General features: G+C 71.7%; 11 protein-coding genes and 2 pseudogenes. 3 read left to right on the plus strand and 10 right to left on the minus strand.

What is annotated here, in order from left to right; genetic code table 11:
• Nucleotides 1-62: 62 nt before the first annotated feature.
• Both Pflav_RS49070 and Pflav_RS29670 read right to left on the minus strand, forming a co-directional pair.
• A pseudogene (locus Pflav_RS49070) lies at nucleotides 63-365 on the minus strand (MFS transporter); the annotation flags it as partial.
• The gene (locus tag Pflav_RS29670; RefSeq protein ID WP_173039926.1) at nucleotides 362-949 is read right to left on the minus strand and encodes a winged helix-turn-helix domain-containing protein; all 588 of its coding nucleotides are present in this window, start codon (nucleotides 947-949) and stop codon (nucleotides 362-364) included. The pseudogene Pflav_RS49070 and the gene Pflav_RS29670, both read right to left, overlap by 4 nt.
• Nucleotides 950-1,040: 91 nt before the next feature.
• Between Pflav_RS29670 and Pflav_RS29675 the strand changes: the two genes are divergently transcribed.
• Nucleotides 1,041-1,445 carry a pilus assembly protein CpaE gene (locus Pflav_RS29675; RefSeq protein ID WP_173039929.1) on the plus strand — a complete coding sequence of 135 codons (405 nt, stop codon included), beginning with the start codon at nucleotides 1,041-1,043 and terminating at the stop codon, nucleotides 1,443-1,445.
• Nucleotides 1,446-1,539: 94 nt separating this feature from the next.
• On the opposite strand, the gene Pflav_RS29680 is transcribed toward Pflav_RS29675, so the two are convergent.
• Genes Pflav_RS29680 through Pflav_RS29700 form a run of 5 tightly spaced genes read right to left on the minus strand, consistent with a single transcriptional unit; the run spans nucleotide 1,540 to nucleotide 10,697 of the window.
• Complete coding sequence (locus tag Pflav_RS29680) at nucleotides 1,540-2,760, minus strand: winged helix DNA-binding domain-containing protein (protein ID WP_173039931.1); 1,221 nt, start codon at nucleotides 2,758-2,760, stop codon at nucleotides 1,540-1,542.
• Nucleotides 2,757-6,053, minus strand: a complete 3,297-nt coding sequence (locus Pflav_RS29685) for an ATP-dependent helicase (RefSeq protein ID WP_232072078.1) — start codon at nucleotides 6,051-6,053, stop codon at nucleotides 2,757-2,759. The genes Pflav_RS29680 and Pflav_RS29685 overlap by 4 nt, the downstream gene beginning before the upstream one ends.
• Nucleotides 6,050-9,295 (minus strand): ATP-dependent helicase, encoded by a 3,246-nt coding sequence (locus Pflav_RS29690; protein WP_415624402.1) that lies wholly within the window; start codon nucleotides 9,293-9,295, stop codon nucleotides 6,050-6,052. Before Pflav_RS29690 ends, Pflav_RS29685 begins: the two co-directional genes overlap by 4 nt.
• A 33-nt stretch (nucleotides 9,296-9,328) precedes the next feature.
• Nucleotides 9,329-9,874 (minus strand): LOG family protein, encoded by a 546-nt coding sequence (locus Pflav_RS29695; RefSeq protein ID WP_173039935.1) that lies wholly within the window; start codon nucleotides 9,872-9,874, stop codon nucleotides 9,329-9,331.
• A 1-nt stretch (nucleotide 9,875) separates the two neighbouring features.
• Nucleotides 9,876-10,697, minus strand: coding sequence for an LOG family protein (locus Pflav_RS29700; protein WP_173039937.1), 822 nt, complete (start codon nucleotides 10,695-10,697; stop codon nucleotides 9,876-9,878).
• A gap of 114 nt (nucleotides 10,698-10,811) precedes the next feature.
• Here Pflav_RS29700 and Pflav_RS29705 point away from each other — a divergent pair, with 114 nt between their 5' ends.
• Entirely contained in the window at nucleotides 10,812-10,952 is a 141-nt protein-coding gene (locus tag Pflav_RS29705) for a hypothetical protein (protein WP_173032652.1), read from the plus strand.
• Between the two features lie 6 nt (nucleotides 10,953-10,958).
• Here the strand turns inward: Pflav_RS29705 and dapE are convergent.
• A pseudogene (gene dapE / locus Pflav_RS29710) lies at nucleotides 10,959-12,025 on the minus strand (succinyl-diaminopimelate desuccinylase).
• Nucleotides 12,026-12,048: 23 nt separating this feature from the next.
• Here dapE and dapD point away from each other — a divergent pair.
• Nucleotides 12,049-12,978, plus strand: a complete 930-nt coding sequence (gene dapD, locus Pflav_RS29715) for a 2,3,4,5-tetrahydropyridine-2,6-dicarboxylate N-succinyltransferase (RefSeq protein WP_173039939.1) — start codon at nucleotides 12,049-12,051, stop codon at nucleotides 12,976-12,978.
• Between the two features lie 47 nt (nucleotides 12,979-13,025).
• Here the strand turns inward: dapD and Pflav_RS29720 are convergent, their stop codons facing one another.
• Nucleotides 13,026-16,361, minus strand: coding sequence for a S8 family serine peptidase (locus Pflav_RS29720; RefSeq protein WP_232072080.1), 3,336 nt, complete (start codon nucleotides 16,359-16,361; stop codon nucleotides 13,026-13,028).
• Between the two features lie 217 nt (nucleotides 16,362-16,578).
• The gene (locus tag Pflav_RS29725) at nucleotides 16,579-19,671 is read right to left on the minus strand and encodes a putative bifunctional diguanylate cyclase/phosphodiesterase (RefSeq protein WP_173039941.1); all 3,093 of its coding nucleotides are present in this window, start codon (nucleotides 19,669-19,671) and stop codon (nucleotides 16,579-16,581) included.
• Nucleotides 19,672-19,786 lie beyond the last annotated feature (115 nt).

Here is a 19,786-nt window from a genome sequence, read left to right on the forward strand (position 1 = left end):
GTGTCGACATACCAGGCTTCGACCGGGCCCGAGCCGAGCGCGCGGCCGAGCGCGGAGGTCACCGCGGCCACCGCGAAGTGCCACCACACCTGGGCGAACGCGGCGACCAGCGGCGTAGCGACGAGGAACACCGACGCGATCAGCATCGTGCGCCGCCGCCTGAGCTGGTCGGCGAGGCCACCGGTGGGCAACTCCAGCATGACGACAAGGCCGGAGTAGAGCGCCAGGAGCAGGCCGATGCTGGGCAGGTCGATACCGCGCACGGAATACAGGAGGACCTGCACAGGGACGATCAGGCCGGTCGCGGACCACCGCAGCCCGGTGAGGACGAGGTAACGGCGCTCGGCCTGGCCGACGGTGATCACAGCGGCACCTCTTCGAACGCGAGGAGCTGCTGGTAGATCGCGACGTGGCGAACCGGCTCGTCGGGCTCGGCGGGTGGCGGCGCGGTCCGGTACCCATCGAGGACGGCCATGAGGTCGCGGTCGAGCGCGGCCAGCTGCGACGGGGTGAGGCGCAGCAGGTTGTCGAAGAGCCCGCCGGTGGAGTGCCAGCGCGGGTCGAAGCGGTCCTCACCGGCGAACCAACGCTGGAAGAGCTCGATCGCCCGCAGCATCTGGCGGCGCTCCAGCGCGTCGCTGATCTGCCGCCACTCCGGGTCGTCCGACCGCTCGCTCCGCTGCCACGACGTGACCATTTCGGTGGCCCGCCAGCGCTTGTCCCGCCGATTGGGCTGGTCGGGATCCTCCTCGGCAAAGCCGTAGCGGGCGAGCTGGCGCAGGTGGTAGCTGGTCGACCCGCTCGACTCGTCGAGCCGCCGGCCGAGCTGGGAGGCGGTGGCCGGCCCCTCGTAGCGCAGCAGCGCCAGGATCCGCGAGCGGATGGGGTGCGCGACGGCACGAAGCGTCTCGGTGTCGCGGACGTTCGGCTCGTAGTACGGCTTCACCATGCCTATCAATGTACGATCGCAAAGGCTTTTTTGCAAAATTTTCTTTGCGGTCCTACGCGGTCATGGGACGAGCGGGTGGCACGATGGAAAGGTGATTCCGCTCGATCTTGCTGTCCGGCTGCGGGACGCCGGCCTGTCCTGGAAGCCTGCGGCCGGCGACCGGTTCACGATTCCGGACCGCGACCTCGATGACGACGTGTTCGTGCTCAGCAACATGACCATCGAGGTGCACGAGCTGCCCGAGGGCCAGATCATCGGCTTCAACGGCACCACCGAGTGGGCGCTCGACGACGTGGAGAAGGACGAGGCGATCTGGCTACCGCGCGAGGACCAGCTGCGGGAGCTGCTCGGCGGGACGTTCCGGCGACTGGAGCGGGACGGCGCTGGCTACCAGGTGACGATCGAGCTGCTGGGGGCGGCGCACGAGTTCGCCGGGGTCGAGGCGGCCGAGGCGTACGGCAAAGCGCTGCTCCGCCTGATCCAGGCCGCGGGCTGAGGGACCCACGCATACAAGATCAAATGTCAGGGGGTCGCCTTAGAATTAGAACATGCGTACGAACAGCGGGGACCACGACTGGAATCGGCGGCCCTCAGGCGACCAGCTCCCGCTCCAGCGGGGTGCGGAAGCGGGGCGTGACCCGCACGCTTCCGATCCACTCGGTGAGGCGGGCAGCATTCGCCTCCACCGCGACGGCCACATCGCGACCGACGTCTTCGAGCAGCCGGTAGACGACCTCACCGCTCGACCGCTGCGCCCAGCCGCCCACGATGCGGCCGTCCCACCACACAGTCGGGCCGACGTTGCCCGACCTGTCGAAGAGGGCGGGCCCGTGCCCGCCGAGATACCACGAGCGCTCCTGCCAGCCCATCGGCGTCGGATCGAGGGCCGGGAGCAGCGACACCGCCGGCTCGGGGGCGGCCACCGGCTCGGCGTCGCCGGGCAGCAGCAGTCCGGTGGTGCCGCCGAGGTCCACCTCGACCGGCTTGATCGCGGTGAGCGCCTGCTTGACCTGGCCGGCGGTCCAGCCGGTCCACCACTTGATGTCGTTAGCGGTGCCGGGGCCGTAGGCGGCGAGCCAGCGGCGCACCAGCTCGACTCGGGCTTCGTCGGCGGGCACCTCGGCCATGCCGCCGGGCAGCCACACCTCGATCGGCGACCAGCGATACTGGCTGCTGATCCAGGAGCCGCGTGGCCGGCCGCGCACGATGCGCCCCTCAGCGGCGAGGAGAAAGAGCACCCAGGTCGTGATGTTCGTCTTGGCCTCGTAAGGCTTGCCCGCCGCCATCAGCACCTGCGTGCGCAGCCGCGGCTCGTCGGTGGAAAGCTCAGCACCGGTCGCCTCGCCGCGCGCGGCGAGCGCCCGCGCGGCGCCCTCTTCCACCTCTTTCAGCCAGGGGCCGTCGCCCACTCCGGCATCGGTGATGATCTGGGTGTACTTGCGGCGTTGCACCGCCGCGATCGCGTCGGTGGTCGACGCCTGGACGATCGGCGCCAGCTCCACCGGCACGACGAAGATCGTGCGGCGCATGCCCAGCATCCGCACGAGCGACCGCTCCTCGTAGAGCGCACGCTCGATGTCGGCGACGCTCGACCCCGCCCCGGCCGCCGGCGCCGCGCTCCTCGGCCTGCCAGCTGCCAGCGCGGGGGTAGTGCGCGCATGCAGGGAGAGGAAGACCGACGCCGGGTCGGTCGAGTGCAGCGCGACCACGCCGCGGGCCGCCTCGGCCGGATCGGCCGCGGCCGACCCGGGTGCCAGGTGGTGGCGCGCCAGCAGCCGCGCCCGCCGCTCGGCGACATCGACCTTTCTCACGGTGCCTCCCCCACGGGCACGGAGTTGACCAGCGCGGCCAGCCCAGCCGCGTCGAGCAGGTCTGCTGGGCGCACCGTCACCCCCTCGCGGACATAGTGAAAGGCGGCCCGCACATGTTCGACCGGCACCCCGGCCAGCTCGGCCCACGCCAGGCGGTATGCCGCCAACTGCACCGCCGCCGCCTGAGCCTCCACACCGGACGGTTGGCGGCCGGTCTTCCAGTCCACCACGTCGTAGCGCCCGCCCGGGTCGGCGAAGATCGCGTCCATCCGCCCGCGCACGACCACGCCGGCGATAACGGTAGCGAATGGGGCTTCCACCTCGACCGGCGTGCGATCGGCCCACTCGCTCGCCAGAAATCGCTCCTGTAGCTCGGCCAGCGCCTCGTCCGGCGCCGCGTCCTCGTCCGCGGCGCCGGGCAGCTCGTCGACGTCGAGCAGGCGGCTCGCGCCGAAGCGCTGCTCCAGCCAGAGGTGGAAGGCGGTGCCCCGGCGCGAGTACGGGTCGGGGCGCGAGGGCATCGGGCGGCGCAGCTGCCGGGCCAGCCCCTGCGGGTCGCGGCGGAGCGTCACGAGCTGCGAGACCGAGAGGTGGCCGGGCAGCGCGATCTCGGTCGGCTCGTCGCGCCGGGCCAGTCGGTCGCGCTCGGCCAGCAGCATGTCGACCTCGTGCGCCCACCCCTGGGCCGGCGGATCCAGGCCGGTCTCCGAATCAGGCGCGGCGTCCTCGACGAGGTCCGACATCAGCTTCCGCACCATCGCCGCCGCCTCGGTCATCGCCGGACGACGGGGGCCGAGCGGATCCGAGGGCCACTCCGCCGTCGCGACCACCTCGGCGGTCGGGTTGGCCACGTCGGGCGCCGGCTCGGGCTCCCACGCCACCACCACCCCGCTGCCGGCCAGGCACTGGTCGCGGATCTCGGTGAGGAAGACCGACGGGCCGCGCGCCTTCTTCACCCCCTCGCCCCACCAGTACCCGGAGCAGAGCAGCAGGCGCCGGGGGCGGGTGACCGCAACATACGCCAGCCGCCGCTCCTCGCGCTCGTCGTGCCCTGCCCACTCCTCGTTGAACGCCTCGACCGCGGCGGCCACCGCGCGCTGGTCGGCCGCCTCCTCCAGCGCGAGCCGGGGCAGCCCGTCGGCGTCGCCGCGCAGCGGGAAAGGCAGCACGCCGAGCCCCTTGAGGTAGTGGTCGGAGGCGCGCACCGGCCCCGGCCACACCCCCTTGGTCAGCCCCGCGACCGCCACGACGTCCCACTCCAGCCCTTTTGCCGCGTGCGCGGTGAGGATCTGTACCGCGCCCTCGACCACGTCGACCTCACCCGGCGACAGGCCGCGCTCCTCGTCCTCGGCCGCGGCCAGGAAGGCCAGGAAGCCGCCCAGCGTGCCGCCGTCCGTGTCCCGGGCGAAGCGGGCCGCGACGTCGCCGAGCGCGTCGAGGTGGCCCCGGGCCAGGCCGGCGTCGGCTCCGGCGCGCACGGCCACCTCGACGTCGAGGCCAGCGGTGCGCTCGACGTCCGCGATCAGGTCGGGCAGCGGCTGGTCGAGCCGGTGGCGGAGAAGGGCGAGCTCGCGGCCGTACGTACGGAGGCGGGCATACCCCTCCGCGGAGTAAGACTGTGGTGGCCCGAGGTCGGCCAGCGCCTCGACGAGACTCGACTCGTCGAGGCGGTCAGGCACGATCTCCGGCTCGTCCGGCACCGGCGCCAAGCCACGGCGAGCGGCCGCGATGGCCCGCGAGCGGCGGTACACGGCGACGAGGTCGCGCGGCCCGATCCGCCAGCGCGCACCGGTCAGCAGCCGCAGCAGTGAGGCGCCGTCGGTGGGATCGGCGAGCACCCGCAGCGTGCACACCACGTCGCGCACCTCGGCGGTGTCCAGGAGCCCACCGAGGCCGACCACCTCGACCGGCACCCCGCGCGCCCGCAGCGCCGCCTCGATCGCCGGGATCTGGCTGCGCAGCCGTACGAGCACGGCGCTCGTCGGGCGCTGCTCGACCGGGATCTGCTCGGCCAGCGCCTCGGGCAGGCCCGCGGCCGAGCGCCACGCCTTGAGCATGCTGTCCGCGATCCACTCCGCCTCGGCCGCGAACGACTCCAGCAGTGCACAGTGGACGGCCGCGCCGCCGATCCGCGCGCCCACCCGGGCCGCCGCGGTCAGCTCCGCCACCCGAGCGCCCGCCGCGCGCAGTGGCGTGGAGAGCGCATTGGCCACGCCGAGCACCTCGGGCCGGTTGCGCCAGCTCGTGGTGAGCGACCGCTCCGCCCCGCCGAACTCCGTCGAGAACCGCTCCAATGTGCCCGCGCTGGCCCCGCGCCACCCGTAGATGGACTGGCACGGGTCGCCGACCGCGGCCACCGGGTGCCCCTGCCCGCTGAGCTTGTCTGCCCCGCCGCCGGCGAAAAGGCTCCGGAGCAGCACCACCTGGGCGTGGCTCGTGTCCTGGTACTCGTCGAGCAGCACCACCTTGTAGCGCTCCCGCTCGATGATGCCGACCTCGGGGTGGTCGCGGGCGACCAGCGCGGCGCGGGCCATCTGGTCGCCGAAGTCCATCGCCTCGAAGTCGTTCTTACGCGCCTCGTACGCCCGGACGAGCGGCAGCAGCTTGAGCCGCACCTGCTGGCGGGCGAGCGCGTCGCGCACCGGGGCGGCCACCTTGCCCGGCCGCGCCTGGATCTCGGCGAAGAAGCGTCCGGTCCACGCGGCCAGCTCGTCGGTCGAGACCAGGTGCTCGGACAGCTCGCTGGCGAGCTGTAACACCGCGTCGGTCACAGTGGACGGCGCGAAGGGTACGTCGGACATGTCGCCGTTGTAGTTGCGGACGAGCAGGTCGACGATCTGCCAGCGGGACGCCTCGGTGAGCAGCCGCGCGGACGGCTCGTAGCCGGCGCGCAGCCCATGCTCGACCATCACCCGGGCCGCGTACGAATGGTAGGTGGCCACCGTGGGCTCGCCGGCCAGCAGCTCCTCACGGCCGAGCCGGCGCACGAGCTGCCCCAGGCGCGTGCGCACGCGGTGGGCCAGCTCGCCGGCCGCCTTCCGGGTGAACGTGAGGCCGAGCACCTGCTCGGGGCTCGCATACCCATTTGCCACCAGCCACAGCACCCGGGCGGCCATCGTCTCCGTCTTGCCCGAGCCGGCGCCGGCGACCACGAGCAGCGGCTCCACCGGCGCCGAGATGATCGCCGCCTGCTCCGGCGTCGGCGGGTGCAGGTGCAGCATCGACGCCAGCTCGTGCGGCGTGTACCGGGGGCCGGCGGCCGCGCGCGGGGTGACCGGGAACAGCTCGATCACGGCTCCACCACCTGCCGCCCCTTGCCGGAGATCGGGCAGCTGGTGCGCACCGGACACACCCGGCACCGCGAGTTGGCCACGGCGTGGAACGTGGAGGCCGCCATCGTCTCGGCCGTACGTCGGACAAGAGCGCCGGCCCAGCCCGACTCCTCGCCCTCGCCGAGCGCGGCCTGACCCTGCTCCTTGGCCTCCTTTGTGGTGGTGCCGAGGTGCACCAGCGCGGCGCCGCCGGACTCGTCGCCGTGCTCCTCGAACGCTCCCGCCTCGACGGCCGCCTGGTATGCCGCGAGCTGCGGGTGCTCGGCCATCTCCGCCTCGGTCACGGTCGCGGTCTTGCCGGTCTTGAGGTCGATCACCACGAGCCGGCCGGACTCGTCGGTCTCCAGCCGGTCGACCCGGCCGGTGAGATCGATCGGGCGCAACGGGTCTGCCAGCCGTACCGCGAACTCCTGCTCGATCGCGAGCAGCCGCCGCGGGTTGGTGGCCAGCCAGCGCAGCAGCTTGTCCACCATGGACTCGGCGCGCGCCTGCTCGGTACCGGCCAGCCAGCGGGCGGCCAGCTCGATCGCGTCGAACCGCCCGTTGATGTACTCCACCAGCCGCTCGCGGTCGACGGTCGCGTCTTCGGCCAGCATCGCCGCGGCGTGCACGAGGTTGCCCACGCCCTGGGCCGGGCCGGGCGGCGCGCCGCCGCCGTGCCGCTCCAGCAGCCAGCGCAGGCTGCACCGCAGCGCGCTCTCCATCGTGGACGGTGTGACCTTCACCGGCTCGCCCTCGTCGACAAGCGGCCGGTCGTCGGAGAGCTCGCGCAGCCCCCACCAGTCGTGCGGGTGGGCGCCGGGCACGCCGGCGAGGGCAAGGCGGGCCAGCTCGGCGGCTGCCGCGCGCTTGCGCGCCGCAGGGGCGGCCGGGTCGATGACGGCGGTACGCAACTCGGCCACCAGCGCGGGCAGGGTGAGCGCCCGGGGTAGCCGCCCGACCGGCAGCTCGACCGGGTCCGGCGCCTCCGCGGTGTCCACTTCGGACTCGGGCAGCAGCTCGCTCAGGAAGCGGCTGGGCTGCTCCTCGTGATCCGCGCCGCCGACCGCCGCCGACGCCACCGCCGTCACCAGCAGCCGCCGCCGGGCGCGGGTAGCGGCCACGTAGAACAGCCGCCGCTCCTCGTCGAGCAGCGCGGACGTCTGCCCCACCAGTGATGCGGCGACCCCGGTGCCGTCGGCCCTCCCGGACAGCACGTCGACAAGCCGCTCGGAGCCGAGCAGGCTGCCGCGCAGGCGCAGGTCCGGCCAGATCCCCTCCTGCACGCCGGCGACGACCACGACGTCCCACTCCAGGCCCTTTGCCGCGTGCGCGGTAAGCAGCCGCACCGCCTGGCCGCGGTCGGCGCTTGGCGCGATCGTGTCGGCTGGCAGCTGCTGGCCGAACACATGGTCGAGGAAGACCTCGGTGCGCGCGCCAGGCAGCCGGTCGACGAAGCGGGCCGCGGTGTCGAAGAGCGCCACGATCGCGTCGAGGTCACGGTCGGCCGCAACCCCGCGCCACTGAAGGCCACGCTCCTCGCCCGGATCGCCGACCGGCCCGCTCCGGGCGGTCAGTCCATACCACCGCTCGGCCATGCCGCTGGCCCGCCACACCGCCCACAGCACGTCCTCGACCGTGGCGCCGGGCGCGGCGGCCGCCTTTCGGGCGGTGGCCAGCAGGCTCGCGATGGACTTGGCGGCCGCGGCCCACCGCCGCTCGATCGCGGCCAGCTCGGCAGGCTCTTGCAGGGCGTCCACAAGCAGCTCACCGGAGGGACGCGGATCACCGGCGGCCAGCGCGAGCGCCCGCAGCCCTTGCCGCAGCCGCCGCTCGCCGAGCGGGTCGATGCCGCCCAGCGGTGAGTGCAGCAGCGCGATCGCCGCCTCCTCGTCAAGCCGCTCGGGCTCCAGCGAGCACCGCAGGAGCAGCAGGAACGGCGCCACCGCCGGCTGAAGGTGCAGCGGCAGGTCTTCGGCCTGGGTCACGGTCGGGATGCCGGCGCCGTGCAGGGCGCGCTGGAGCGGCGCCAGCTGGAGGTGGGTGGAGCGGACCAGCACGGCCATCCGCGACCAGGGCACCCCGTCGAGCAGGTGGGCCTGGCGGAGGATGTGTGCCACATACCCCGACTCGCTTGTGCCGGAGCGGAAGGTCCGCACCTCGACGGCGGCCGTGACGTCGGCGGCGGGGGCCTGCCGGCGGTGGCCCGACGGGCCGCGGAGCCGACGCGCGAGGCGCCCGGTCGCCGCGAGCAGCTCACCGCCGGTGCGGTAGCTGGTCTGGAGCGTGACGGTCGGCGCCACCGCGCCGGACACGGTGCGGAAGCGATGGGTGAAAGTGCCGATGCCGGCCGGGTCGGCGCCACGGAAGGCGAACGTGGACGAGTCCGGATCGGCGAAGGCCACCAGCGGCTTGCCCCCACCGGCCACAAGGGACAGCAGGTCGACCTGGGCCGGGTCGGTGTCGGCGAGCTCGTCGACGTACACATACGCCAGCCGCGCCCGCTCCGCCTCCAGCAGCTCGGGGTCGTCGGCGAACATCCCGGCGGCGGCGCGGATCAGCTCGGCCGGGTCGAAGCCGACCGAGCCTCGGGTGGTGGCGTCCCGGAGGGCTAGCACCGCCACGTACTCCCGGAGGAAGCTCGCGGCCGCCGGCCAGTCAGGCCGCGCCAACCGCTCGCCCAGCTCGGCGAGGTGGGCCGGGGTGACACCGCGCTCGGCGGCGCGCTGCAAGAGGTCGCGCAGCTGCTGGGCGAACGCCCGCGTGGGCAATGCCGGACGCAGCCCGGGCGGCCACCTCTCCTCGGCCTCCACGAGGAGCTCGCGGATGATCAGGTCCTGCTCGGGACCGGTGAGCAGCCGGGGCGAGGGCTCACCGCGGTCGGCGGCGGCGCGGCGGAGCAGGCCGAACGCATACGCATGGAAGGTGCGCACGAGCGGCTCGTGCACGACCCGGCCGGCACCCGCCACCCGCGCCTCGATGCGCTCGCGCAGAGACGTGGCCGAGCGGCGGCCGAACGTCAGGACCAGGATCCGCTCAGGGTCGGTGCCCGCCTCGACCCGGGCCGCGACAGCCTCGACAAGCGTGCCGGTCTTGCCAGTGCCCGGCCCGCCCACCACAAGCAACGGCCCGTCGGTGTGTCCGACGACGTGCCCCTGCAACGGGTCTTGAAGCCGCTCCGGCACGGCCTCCGCCGGCCGGCGGACCAACCGGTACGCCTGCACGCCGCTCATCGAACCACGGCCGTACGACAGCGGTTATTCCAGGCGCGCCTCGATCTCCTCCAGCGCGGCGGGCACCGACTCCGCGACGATCAGCAGGTCGAGCGCGTCCGAACGGACGAACGAGGTCTCGGCCAAGCCGCGCAGCCACGCCACAAGTCCCGTGTAGAAGCCGTCCTGGTCGACGATCGCTACAGGCTTGCGGTGCAGGCCGAGCATCGCCGTGGTCCAAACCTCGAAGAGCTCGTCCAGAGTGCCGAGTCCACCTGGGAGGGTGAGGAACGCGTCCGACTTTTCGATCATCAGCGCCTTGCGGCCGAGCATGTCGTCGGTGACCAGCAGCTCGTCAGAGGCGGTGTCCGCGATCTCGCGGTCGACGAGCGCCTGCGGGATGACGCCGAGCGTGTACGCCCCGCCGGCCCGCGCGCCGTCCGCCACCGCGCCCATCATGCCGACGCAGCCGCCGCCGGACACGAGCGTGTGGCCGCGTCGCGCGATCTCCCGGCCGGTGGCGTCGGCGAGGTCCAGCCACCGCTGCTCAAGCCGTCGGGACGACGCGCAGAAGACACAGATCGCCGCCACGTCAGGCCTCCGCCGACTTGGCCTCGGCCTGTGCGACCGCGGCATCCTTCAGGGCCTCCTGCTCGGCGGCGAGCGCGGCGTCAGCGTCGATGATGTGCTGCACCGCCTCGTCGACGTCGTCGGTCACGCACATGAGCTCGAGGTCGGCCGGGCTGATCTTGCTCTCCACCGCCATCGTGCCGCGCAGCCAGTCGAGCAGCCCGCTCCAGTACGTCGATCCCATCAGTACGACCGGGAAGCGGGTCACCTTGCCGGTCTGCACCAGCGTCAGCGCCTCGAAAAGCTCGTCCATGGTGCCGAAGCCGCCCGGCAGCACGACGAACGCCTGGGCGTACTTCACGAACATCGTCTTCCGCGCGAAGAAGTACCGGAAGTCGATGCCCATGTCGACCCACTCGTTGATGCCCTGCTCGAACGGCAGCTCGATGCCAAGCCCCACCGAGAGCCCGCCCGCCTCGTTGGCTCCCCGGTTGGCCGCTTCCATCACACCCGGCCCGCCGCCGGTGATCACCGCGTATCCGGCCCGGGCCAGCGCCCCACCCAGCTGCCGGGCGAGCTCGCACTCCGGGCTGTCCGGCTTACTCCGCGCCGAGCCGAAGACACTGACCGCCGGAGGGAGGTCGGCGAGCGTGTCAAAACCCTCGACAAACTCGGACAGAATCCGCAACGCCCGCCAGGCGTCCTTCGTTTTCCACTCAGCACGCTGGCGCGAGTCGAGGAGCCGCTCATCGGCAGTACTCCCTGGAATGGCCTCACGACGTAAAGTGACGGCCCCACGGTGGCGCTCCGGGCCGGGAATGCGGCCACGGTTTATGTGGTTCATGGGATCAACCGTAGTGGTCCGAGACTCGTAGTTACTGGTGCAACCAAACGCGCGCGACCAGCGTCTTAGCTAACACATACTGGGTATCCACGGAACGGGGAGGGGACGACCGTGATGACCCGAAACGAGTTGATCCGGCTGCGTCGGCAGATGCAGCGGCGGATCCAGGACGTCGTGGCGGAGCGACGTTCGGCGGCCAACCAGCGCGCCGGCACGTCGGTCGACAAGGAGGCGTCGGCGTCGAAGGTGGGCTGAGGCCGCCTAGCTGAGCCAGCGGTGCAGCGTGGCGGCGCCGTCGCGGATCTTGCCGATCTCGACGTGCTCGTCCGGTGCGTGCGCCAGGTTGGGGTCGCCGGGGCCGAAGTTCAGCGCCGGAATCCCGAGTGCGGCGAAGCGCGCCACGTCGGTCCAGCCCAGCTTGGCCACGGGCGCCTCGCCGACCGCCGCCACAAACTCCCGCGCGGGGCCGCGGAGAGACCGGGCAGCGCACCGGGCGCCGAGTCGAGCACCTCGATCTCAAAGCCGTTGAAGACCTCACGCACGTGCGCGAGCGCGTCGGCCTCGCTCCGGTCCGGCGCGGACCGGTAGTTGATTTCGACCTCGCACAAGTCGGGTATCACGTTGCCGGCCACGCCACCGAGGATGCGTACCGCGTTGAGCCCTTCCCGGTACGTGCAGCCGTCGATCGACACGGTCCGCGGCTCGTACGCCTGGAGCCGTCTCAGCACTTCGCCAGCGGCGTGGATCGCGTTGATCCCCCGCCACGAGCGCGCCGAGTGGGCCCGCCGACCATTGGTGCGGACGATCGCCCGCATCGTGCCCTGGCAGCCCGCCTCGACCACGCCGTACGTCGGCTCGAGCAACACCGCGAAGTCGGCCGAGAGCCAGTCCGGATGTGCGTTGGCGACAAGGTTGAGGCCGTTGTACTGGGAGTCGACCTCCTCGGCCTCGTAGAAGAAGTACGTCACGTCGAACCGCGGGTCGGGCACCGTCACGGCCAGGTGCAGTGCGAACGCCACCCCCGACTTCATGTCCGAGGTCCCGCAGCCGTAGATGAGGTCGCCCTGGATCGTGGCCGGGAAGTTGCGGTTGAGCGGGACGGTGTCGAGGTGACCGGCGAGCACGACCCGCTGCGCCCGGCCGAGGTCGGTACGCGCCATCACTGTGTTGCCGTACCGCCGCACCGATAGGTGGGGCGACGACCGGAGTACCTCCTCCACGCAGTCGGCGATCTCCTTTTCGTGGAGGGAGACCGACTCGATGTCGACCAGCGCGCGGGTTAGCGCGACCGGGTCGGCCATGACGTCGGGGGTCAGGGGGTTCGCCATGTCAGGCACGGTACCTTTTCGTCATGCAGAGTTTGCCGGCCTGGGGCCTCGGACTTGCCACCGTTACGACCGATGACCAGGTGCTGGACGCTTGGTACCCCGCGGGCAAGCTCGGTCTGGGCGTCGCGCCGGCCGACGAGACACCGGTAACGGTCGTCGGTGAGCGGTCGCTCCCGCTCCTGCGCACGGTGACGATTCGCACAGAGATCGGCTCGCTGGAGGACCCGCCGAAGGACACCGCGGACGCCTACCTCCGGCTGCACCTGCTTTCCCACCGCCACGTCCAGCCGAACGACATAAACCTCGACGGCGTCTTCGGTGTGCTGCCGAATGTGGCGTGGACCTCGGCGGGGCCTTGCCCGCCGGACTGGGTCGACGAGCTACGCCTGATCGAGCGCTCGGCCGGCCGCCACCTCACGATCTACGGGATCGACAAGTTTCCCCGCATGATCGACTATGTGGTGCCTTCCGGCGTGCGGATCGCCGACGCCGACCGGGTGCGCCTCGGCGCCCACCTGGCCTCCGGCACGACGGTCATGCACGAGGGCTTCGTCAACTTCAATGCCGGCACGCTCGGCGCTTCGATGGTCGAGGGCCGGATCAGCGCGGGCGTGGTCGTCGGCGACGGCTCCGACGTGGGCGGCGGCGCCTCGATCATGGGCACGCTCTCCGGCGGCGGCAAGGAGCGGATCCGCATCGGCCTGCGCTGCCTCATCGGGGCGAACGCGGGGATCGGGATCTCGCTCGGCGACGACTGCGTCGTGGAGGCCGGCTGCTACGTGACCGCCGGATCGAAGGTGACCTTGCCCACCGGCGAGGTCGTCAAGGCGGCCGCGCTCTCCGGCCAGTCCGGCCTGCTCTTCCTGCGCAACTCGGTGACCGGTGCCCTGGAGGTGCGCCCCCGCAAGGGCACCGGCATCGAGCTCAACGCCGCGCTGCACGCTAACGACTGAGCCAGGGTCGTTTCCCCCGGACCCGAAGGCCCGGGGAAACCGTCAGCTCACTTCAGCCGGTACGCGTGGATCACCGTCTGCGTCACCGTGTTGCCGCCCGCGTCGGTCGCGCTGGCCCGCAGCGAGACGAACCCGGCCGCGTCCGGGTGCCGCACCGAGGCCACCCATCCGCCGCCGTCGCGGCTCACCTGGGCCTTCTGCCAGGTCTTGCCGTCGTCGTACGAGACGTCGACGGTCAGTGACTTGACCTTGCCGCCCGGCGCGCCGGGCTGGCCCTGCACCGTGATCGGAAGCTGGAACCGCCGGCCCGCGGGAGCCGCGTTGTCGGCGTCCAGCCGAGGCGTGAACCGCACCACGGACAGCGGCAGCCGGGCGACGACGCCCTCGCCGGGCACGTGCGCCGACTGGAACGTCCACACACCCCGTACCTCGGTGGTCAGGTCACCGACGCTGCGGGTGTCCGCGACCTCCAGCCGGTAGTCGCCCCGCTCCGGCGGCACCTCGAACACACCGAAGGCCGAGAACTCCGTCGCGCCTACGAGCTCGTCGCCGCGGTAGAGCGCGGTACGGGACGTGTCGGTGAGCGAGTACCCGGCGTGGCCGGTCCGGTCGCCGTACAGCGACACGTCCACGAAGACGGTGTCGCCCGTACGGCTGGCCCACTGCTCCGGCCACTGCGGCGTGGGCAGCACGGGACCGAACGGCCCGGTGTTCCACACGTCCTTTTCCACCTGGCCCGGCCGGTACTTCACCGGCGTCTGGAAGAGCATCGCCTGGAGATCCGGGAAGCCCTCCGGATCCTCGCTCGGCTTGACGATGTCCAGCTCATGAGCCCACCGAGCGCCTCGGGCATAGACGTACTCGGTACTGCGGCCCGGCAGGTCGACGGGGAGGATGATCGCCGACGCGCCGAGGTTCACCTCCAGCTCGGGGATGACAATCCGCTCACCGGAGAGGCCTTCGGCCGTCGCGCCGTAGTCATGCCGCACGGTCGCCAGGTCACCACGGCGTACGTGCTTGACGTACCCGCTGGGCAGCCGGCCGTCGAAGCCCTCAGCGACGGCGTACAGGTACGGGCTGTCCGAGAAGCCACCGTCGGCGCTCGGCTTGGCCCACTGGCTCGCGATGTATGAGCTGAACCCCTCGGCTGACGGTCCTATCTGGAGGGTGCTCAGCTCCTCGAACGAGTCCGCCCACAGCCCGACGCCGTACCCGAAGTCGCCCAGGTCCTGCCCGACCGAGATGTCGACAAGCGCCGGCACCGCCGTACGCTCCGGCACCGTCGTGGTGACCGGCTTGCCCTTGCGCGCGTCGAGCGTGACCGAGACGTCGGCCGTCACCTCGAAGACCGGCTGCGCCTGGAACGAGACCGCCGGCTGCCTCTCCTCGCCGCGGTCGGTGGCGAGGAACCCGTTGAGGTTGTACCGCCCCTTCGGCACCCGGATGGTCGCCGCGCCATCGTCGTCGAACACGTCGATCCACCGGAACTCGTCCAGCCCCAGCAGGTTGGCCGAGCTGAGCCCGGACGGCTTACCGTCGTGGTCCAGCAGCGTCAGGCTCACGTTGTAGCTCTCCACCTCCTTGTTGACCGCCAGCGGCGTACGCACGACAGTGGTGCCGCCGGTCGCGACCAACTGTCCGGAGTAGAGCCCGTCCGGCCCCGGCACTCGGGTGTCGGACGTGACCGTGACCTCGGCCTGCCCGCCAGCCGGCACGGTCAGCGTGGTGGCGCTCGGCGTGAAGAGCCCGGCCGCGGCCGCCTCGCCGTCCGGTCCGACCGCCGCGACGGCCAGGTCGAGCGTCACGTCAGCGCTGCCGCCGTTGTGGTACGTGACGGTCTTGGCGACCGGCTCGTCGTCGTTGTGCGGCCACAGTGGACGTCCATAGGAGACGCTGACCGGGTTAGTGCTCACGGCCTGCGTAATCGCGCGGGCCACGTCCACCCGGCCGGCACCCTGCTGGTACGCGGTCAGCGACGGGTTCGGCTTCGCCGCCGCCATGAGCGTGGCCTTGAGGCTCCCCGCCTTCCAGTCCGGGTGCTGCTGCGCCAGGATCGCGGCCGCGCCCACCACGTGCGGTGTGGCCATCGAGGTACCCGAGGCGCTCGTGTAGTGCTCACCGACCAGGTCACCCATCGCCGTACCGGCGGCCCGGGCGGCCACGATGTCGACCCCTGGCGCGGTGATGTCGGGCTTCAGGCCGTCGTCACCGATCCGCGGCCCGCGGCTGGAGAAGTCAGCCAGCTCGTCGGACTTGTCCACCGCGCCGACCGTGAGTGCCGCCTCCGCGCTGCCCGGCGACTCGATCGAGCCGTCGCCAGATCCGCTGTTGCCAGCCGCGATGACGAAGAGCGTGCCGTGCTCGGCGGTCAGCGTGTTGACCGCCTCCTCCAGCGGGTCGATCTCGGGGCCGTCGAAGCCGCCGATGCTGAGGTTGACGACCTTGGCGCCCTTTTCCGCCGCGGCCCAGTGCATGCCGGCCAGCATCGCCGACTCGGTGCAGAAGTTGCTCTCGCAGACCTTGCCGGACAGCAGCGTCGCATCCGGCGCGACGCCCTTGTATTTGCCGCCCGAGGCCGCGCCGCTACCCGCGATCGTGGAGGCGACGTGCGTGCCGTGGCCGACCGTGTCGCCCGCTTCGGGCGCCTCGCTGAAGTTGCGCGACTCGGCCACCTTGCCGGCCAGGTCGGGGTGCGCGGTGTCGACGCCGGTGTCCAGCACCGCCACGGTCACGCCCGCACCGGTGTAGCCGGCCTCCCACGCGGCCGGCGCACCGATCTGCGGCACGCTCTGGTCGAGGGAGACCTCGCGCTTGCCGTCGAGCCAGATCTTTTCGAAGCCTTGCCCCGCCGTCAGCGTGGACCAGAGCTTGGGCGCACTGTCCTTTTTGGCGGAAACCGCAGCACCATCCACAACGGACAGCTCGCGGGTCACCGCGGCGCCGGCGGCGGAGAGCGTGCCGGCCGCGGAACGGGCACTGACCGCGCCGTAGCGCACCACGAGCGGCAGTGTGTCGCGAACGGCGTCGTGGTAGCCCGCCCGCGCCAGCCCGCGCACGTCGAAGAGGCGGCGATCCAGCTTGCCGGAACGGATGAGCGGCTCGGCGTCGCTCGGTATCACGTACAGCGAGTCGCGGTCGCGCTGGACCATGAATCGCACCCCGTCACGGCCCTTGGCGGGCTGGACGCCGACACCGTTGGCAACGGCTGACGCGAGCGTGACGCGGTCGCCGGTCAGCAGAGTCACCGTGACGCCCTTTGCCGACCGCTCGGCTGGGCTTGCCGCGTCGGTGGCGCCCCGTGGCGCCGCCGACCCGGCCTGCGCCCCGCTGAGCACCAGCCCAGCGGCGAACGCGGCGGCTAGGAACTTCCTTGGGAGTTGCAACGCAACCTCCTTCGTAGGCGTCTCTGTAGACGCCTGGCCCCGTTTCGATTGGGCCCATAGTTGCATACCGGGTATGTATCGCACAGCCCCTAAATGTCATCAAATGTGTCATTCATTGTGGACGATCTCCGGCGCCCGGCCACGCACGCAGACAGGCACAGCCGGCGCCCCCAGGGGCGCCGGCTGCTTCAGGAATGGGGGGGGTTCGGAAAGGTCGCTAGCGCTTGGCGATGGCCGCGATCTCGGCACCCGCGGTGTCGTGCTCAAAGCGCAGCCAGCCCGCGACCTCGTCCGGGGCGAGCGGCTGGGAGTAGAGGTACCCCTGCCCGTACGGGCACTGGATCAGGCGAAGCAGGTCGCGGTCGGCCTCGGTCTCGATGCCTTCGGCTACCACTTCGAGGTTGAGGGTCTGCGCGAGCCGCACGATGCCGTCCACAATGGCCTGTTGCCGGGTGGAGGAGGCGACGGTGGCGGTGAAGGTCTTGTCGATCTTCAGCACGTCGATCGGCACCTGCTGGAGGTAGCTCAGCGACGAGAAGCCGGTGCCGAAGTCGTCGATCGCGATCCGCACGCCCATCTCGCGCAGGCCGGTCAGGTCGAGCCACACCTGCTCGTCGTCGCGCAGCAGCAGGCGCTCGGTGATCTCCAGCATCAGGCGCTCCGCGGGCAGGCAGGCCTCGGCGAGCGCCTTGCGGACCTTGTCGACGAAGTACGGCGCGCGGAACTGGCGGGCAGACACGTTCACACTCACGTACGGCGTACCGGGCCACGCGGTCGCCATCGTGATCGCCTGCTGGAGCACCCAGTCGCCGATCGGCTCGATCAGCCCGGTCTCCTCGGCCACGTCGATGAACTCGTCCGGCGAGACCATGCCGAGCGTGGGGTGGCGCCACCGCACCAGCGCCTCGAATCCGACCGTCTCGCCGTCGGCCACGCCCACGATCGGCTGGTACGCAACCGTGAAGTTGAGGTCGGCCACCGCCTGCTCCAGCGCCGCCCGCATCTCGATCCGCTGAAGTACCGCCGAGTGCAGGGCCGCCTGATAGCGCCGCCACCGGCCCTTGCCCGCACCCTTGGCCAGGCGGAGCGCGAGGTCGGCCTGGCGCAGCAGCTCGTCCACTGAGGACGCATCGGCGGTGGTGGCGAGGCCGACGCTGGCCGTTCCGGTGATCGTCACTTCGCCCACCCGGAACGGCTCGGCCAGCGCGGCCAGCACATCGGCGGCGATCTGCTCGGCCACGGTGGGGTCGGCGACGCAATCGATCACCGCCGCGAACTCGTCGCCGCCGACTCGTGCCACTGTCTGGTGGTCACCTAGCGTCGCCGTGATCCGCTGCCCCACCGCGGTCAACAACCCGTCGCCCGTGGCGTGCCCCGAGGTGTCGTTGACCATCGTGAAATCGTCCAGGTCGACCAGCAGCACGGCGGCACCGGCACCGCCGGCGACCGCCTCGCGCACCCGGTCGTGGAAGAGCACCCGGTTGGGCAGCCCGGTCAGCGCGTCGTGCAGCGCCCGGTGACTCAGCTCGCGCTCCAGCCGGTCTCGGGTGGTCACGTCCCGCATGGTGATCACGAGACCGCGCACCGTGCGGTCGCGGCGCAGGTCGCGGCAGCTCACCTCGACCTGCACCCGGCTGCCGCCGGGGTGCTGGAGGCTCCACTGTGTCCACTCGCTGGCCGGCGCCTGCCCCGAGCGGGCAAGCTCGAGCGTCTGCTCCACGGCCGCCCGGTCGTCCGGATGGATCACGTCCCAGAGCATCGTGGAGTCGGTCGGGTCCACGCCGAGCACGACGGAGGTGGACGGGCTGGCGTACCGGATCGAGTCGTCGTCGCCCACGATCAGGATCACGTCGGCGGTGCTCTGCACGAGCGTCCGGAAGTACGCCTCGCTCCGCCGCCGGTTGACCTCGTCGCTCAGCGCGATCCGCTCCAGCGCCAACGCCGCCTGGCCGGCCAGGACCTCCAGCGCGTCCCGGAGGCTGTCGAGGACGCTCGCTTCGGCGGAGACGATGAGCGCGCCCACGCGGGGCGCGCCACCAGCGGGTGAGTCGAGCACAAGCGGGCACATCACCGCGGACTCGAAGCCGCCCAACTGCTCGGCAAGGGCGGGGTGCAGCATCCGCACCCGCAGGACACGGGTGCGGCGGGCGGCGGCCGCGCCGCGCGCACCGTGCGGCAGCACCGGCGGCACGATCGTGGGACCCCAGATGCTCACCGCGGTGGCCGGCACGCCGTCGGCGTGGTGGACGGCGAAGACCAGCCGGTATCCGGTGTCCGGCGGGATGAGCCGGGCCACGGCGGCGCGCACGGCCCGGTTGACCTCGGCCGCGTCGGTGGCGGAGACAAGCGCGGCCATCGACTCGCGCATCCCGCGCTCGCGGCCGACCGTGTGCCGGTGCGCGAAGATCGAGTCGGTCAGCCGGACCAGCACGACGATGAAGACCACGCCGGAAGTGACCGCGATCAGCGGCGCGTCGCGGATCTCACCGCTGACCGACTGCACCAGCAGCGCGGCCGGCGGCACCAGCGTGGCCGCGCCGAGCAGCCCCAGCCAGAGCGACTTGACCTCGCCCCGCCGAGCGTCGACCGGCGCGGTCAGCCCGGTCATCGACGGGTGCAGCGCCGCTGCCCCCCAGGTCGCGTAGAAGACCCACCAGCCGATATCGATCAGGCTGCCGTTGTCGTACGCACCGTCGAGGCTCCACAGCCCGTACAGGATGTCGGAGGCGAGCACCCCGGCCGACCCGACCGCGAGCAGCACGACCGAGACGGTGCGCTGGTAGGTGGCGAACAGGCGCACGGTGATGGCGAAGATGAGCAGGTTGCCCAGCGCGTACGCGGCCAGCGCCGACTTTTCGAACGAGGTGACGGCCGGCGATCTGAGGTCGGGCCCGACCGCGAAGACCCAGAGCGCCATCCCACCGATGGCGGCGAACACGAGCAGGTCAAGCAACCTCGAACGGTCGCGAATTGTCAGGCTCGCCCTGGTAAAGCCGTAATAGCCGGCAACGACCAAAGGAAAGACGCTCAGGTAGAGAATGTCAGCGAGGAGCGGCGCCTGAGCGCCATCACGAGCAGCGATGTTGTAAACAAGATCGCCGACCGCGAAAACGCCTATCCCGCCGGCCAGAAACCACCACGGCATCCGCCGCCGCGGCTTGTACCGCAGGACGCCGACGGCGATCGCCCCGACGCTGCTGAGGCCGACGGCCCCCCAGAAGTACGTATGCAGGGAAGGAAGCGCGATCGCACCAGCCCCTAGGGCTGTCATCCACAGCCCGTAGCAGGTCATGATCCGTCGAGCCGACACGAGCCTCCCCTTCGCGTCCTCCGGCGCGCGGGACCGCCCCCCGACCGGTCCGTTGAACGTTCTACCAGTCGCTAAAGCAGTTCGCTATAGTCCGCGGACTATGCTTTTTCGTCGA

This window comes from Phytohabitans flavus, assembly GCF_011764545.1.
Classification (GTDB): Bacteria; Actinomycetota; Actinomycetes; order Mycobacteriales; family Micromonosporaceae; genus Phytohabitans; species Phytohabitans flavus.

What these genes read in the sequence shown, in the direction of transcription:
- dapD (WP_173039939.1), top strand. Translation starts at nt 12,049, where the DNA reads ATGCAGAGTTTGCCGGCCTGGGGCCTCGGACTTGCCACCGTTACGACC.
- Pflav_RS29670 (WP_173039926.1), bottom strand. Translation starts at nt 949, where the DNA reads ATGGTGAAGCCGTACTACGAGCCGAACGTCCGCGACACCGAGACGCTT.
- Pflav_RS29700 (WP_173039937.1), bottom strand. Translation starts at nt 10,697, where the DNA reads ATGAACCACATAAACCGTGGCCGCATTCCCGGCCCGGAGCGCCACCGT.
- Pflav_RS29705 (WP_173032652.1), top strand. Translation starts at nt 10,812, where the DNA reads ATGACCCGAAACGAGTTGATCCGGCTGCGTCGGCAGATGCAGCGGCGG.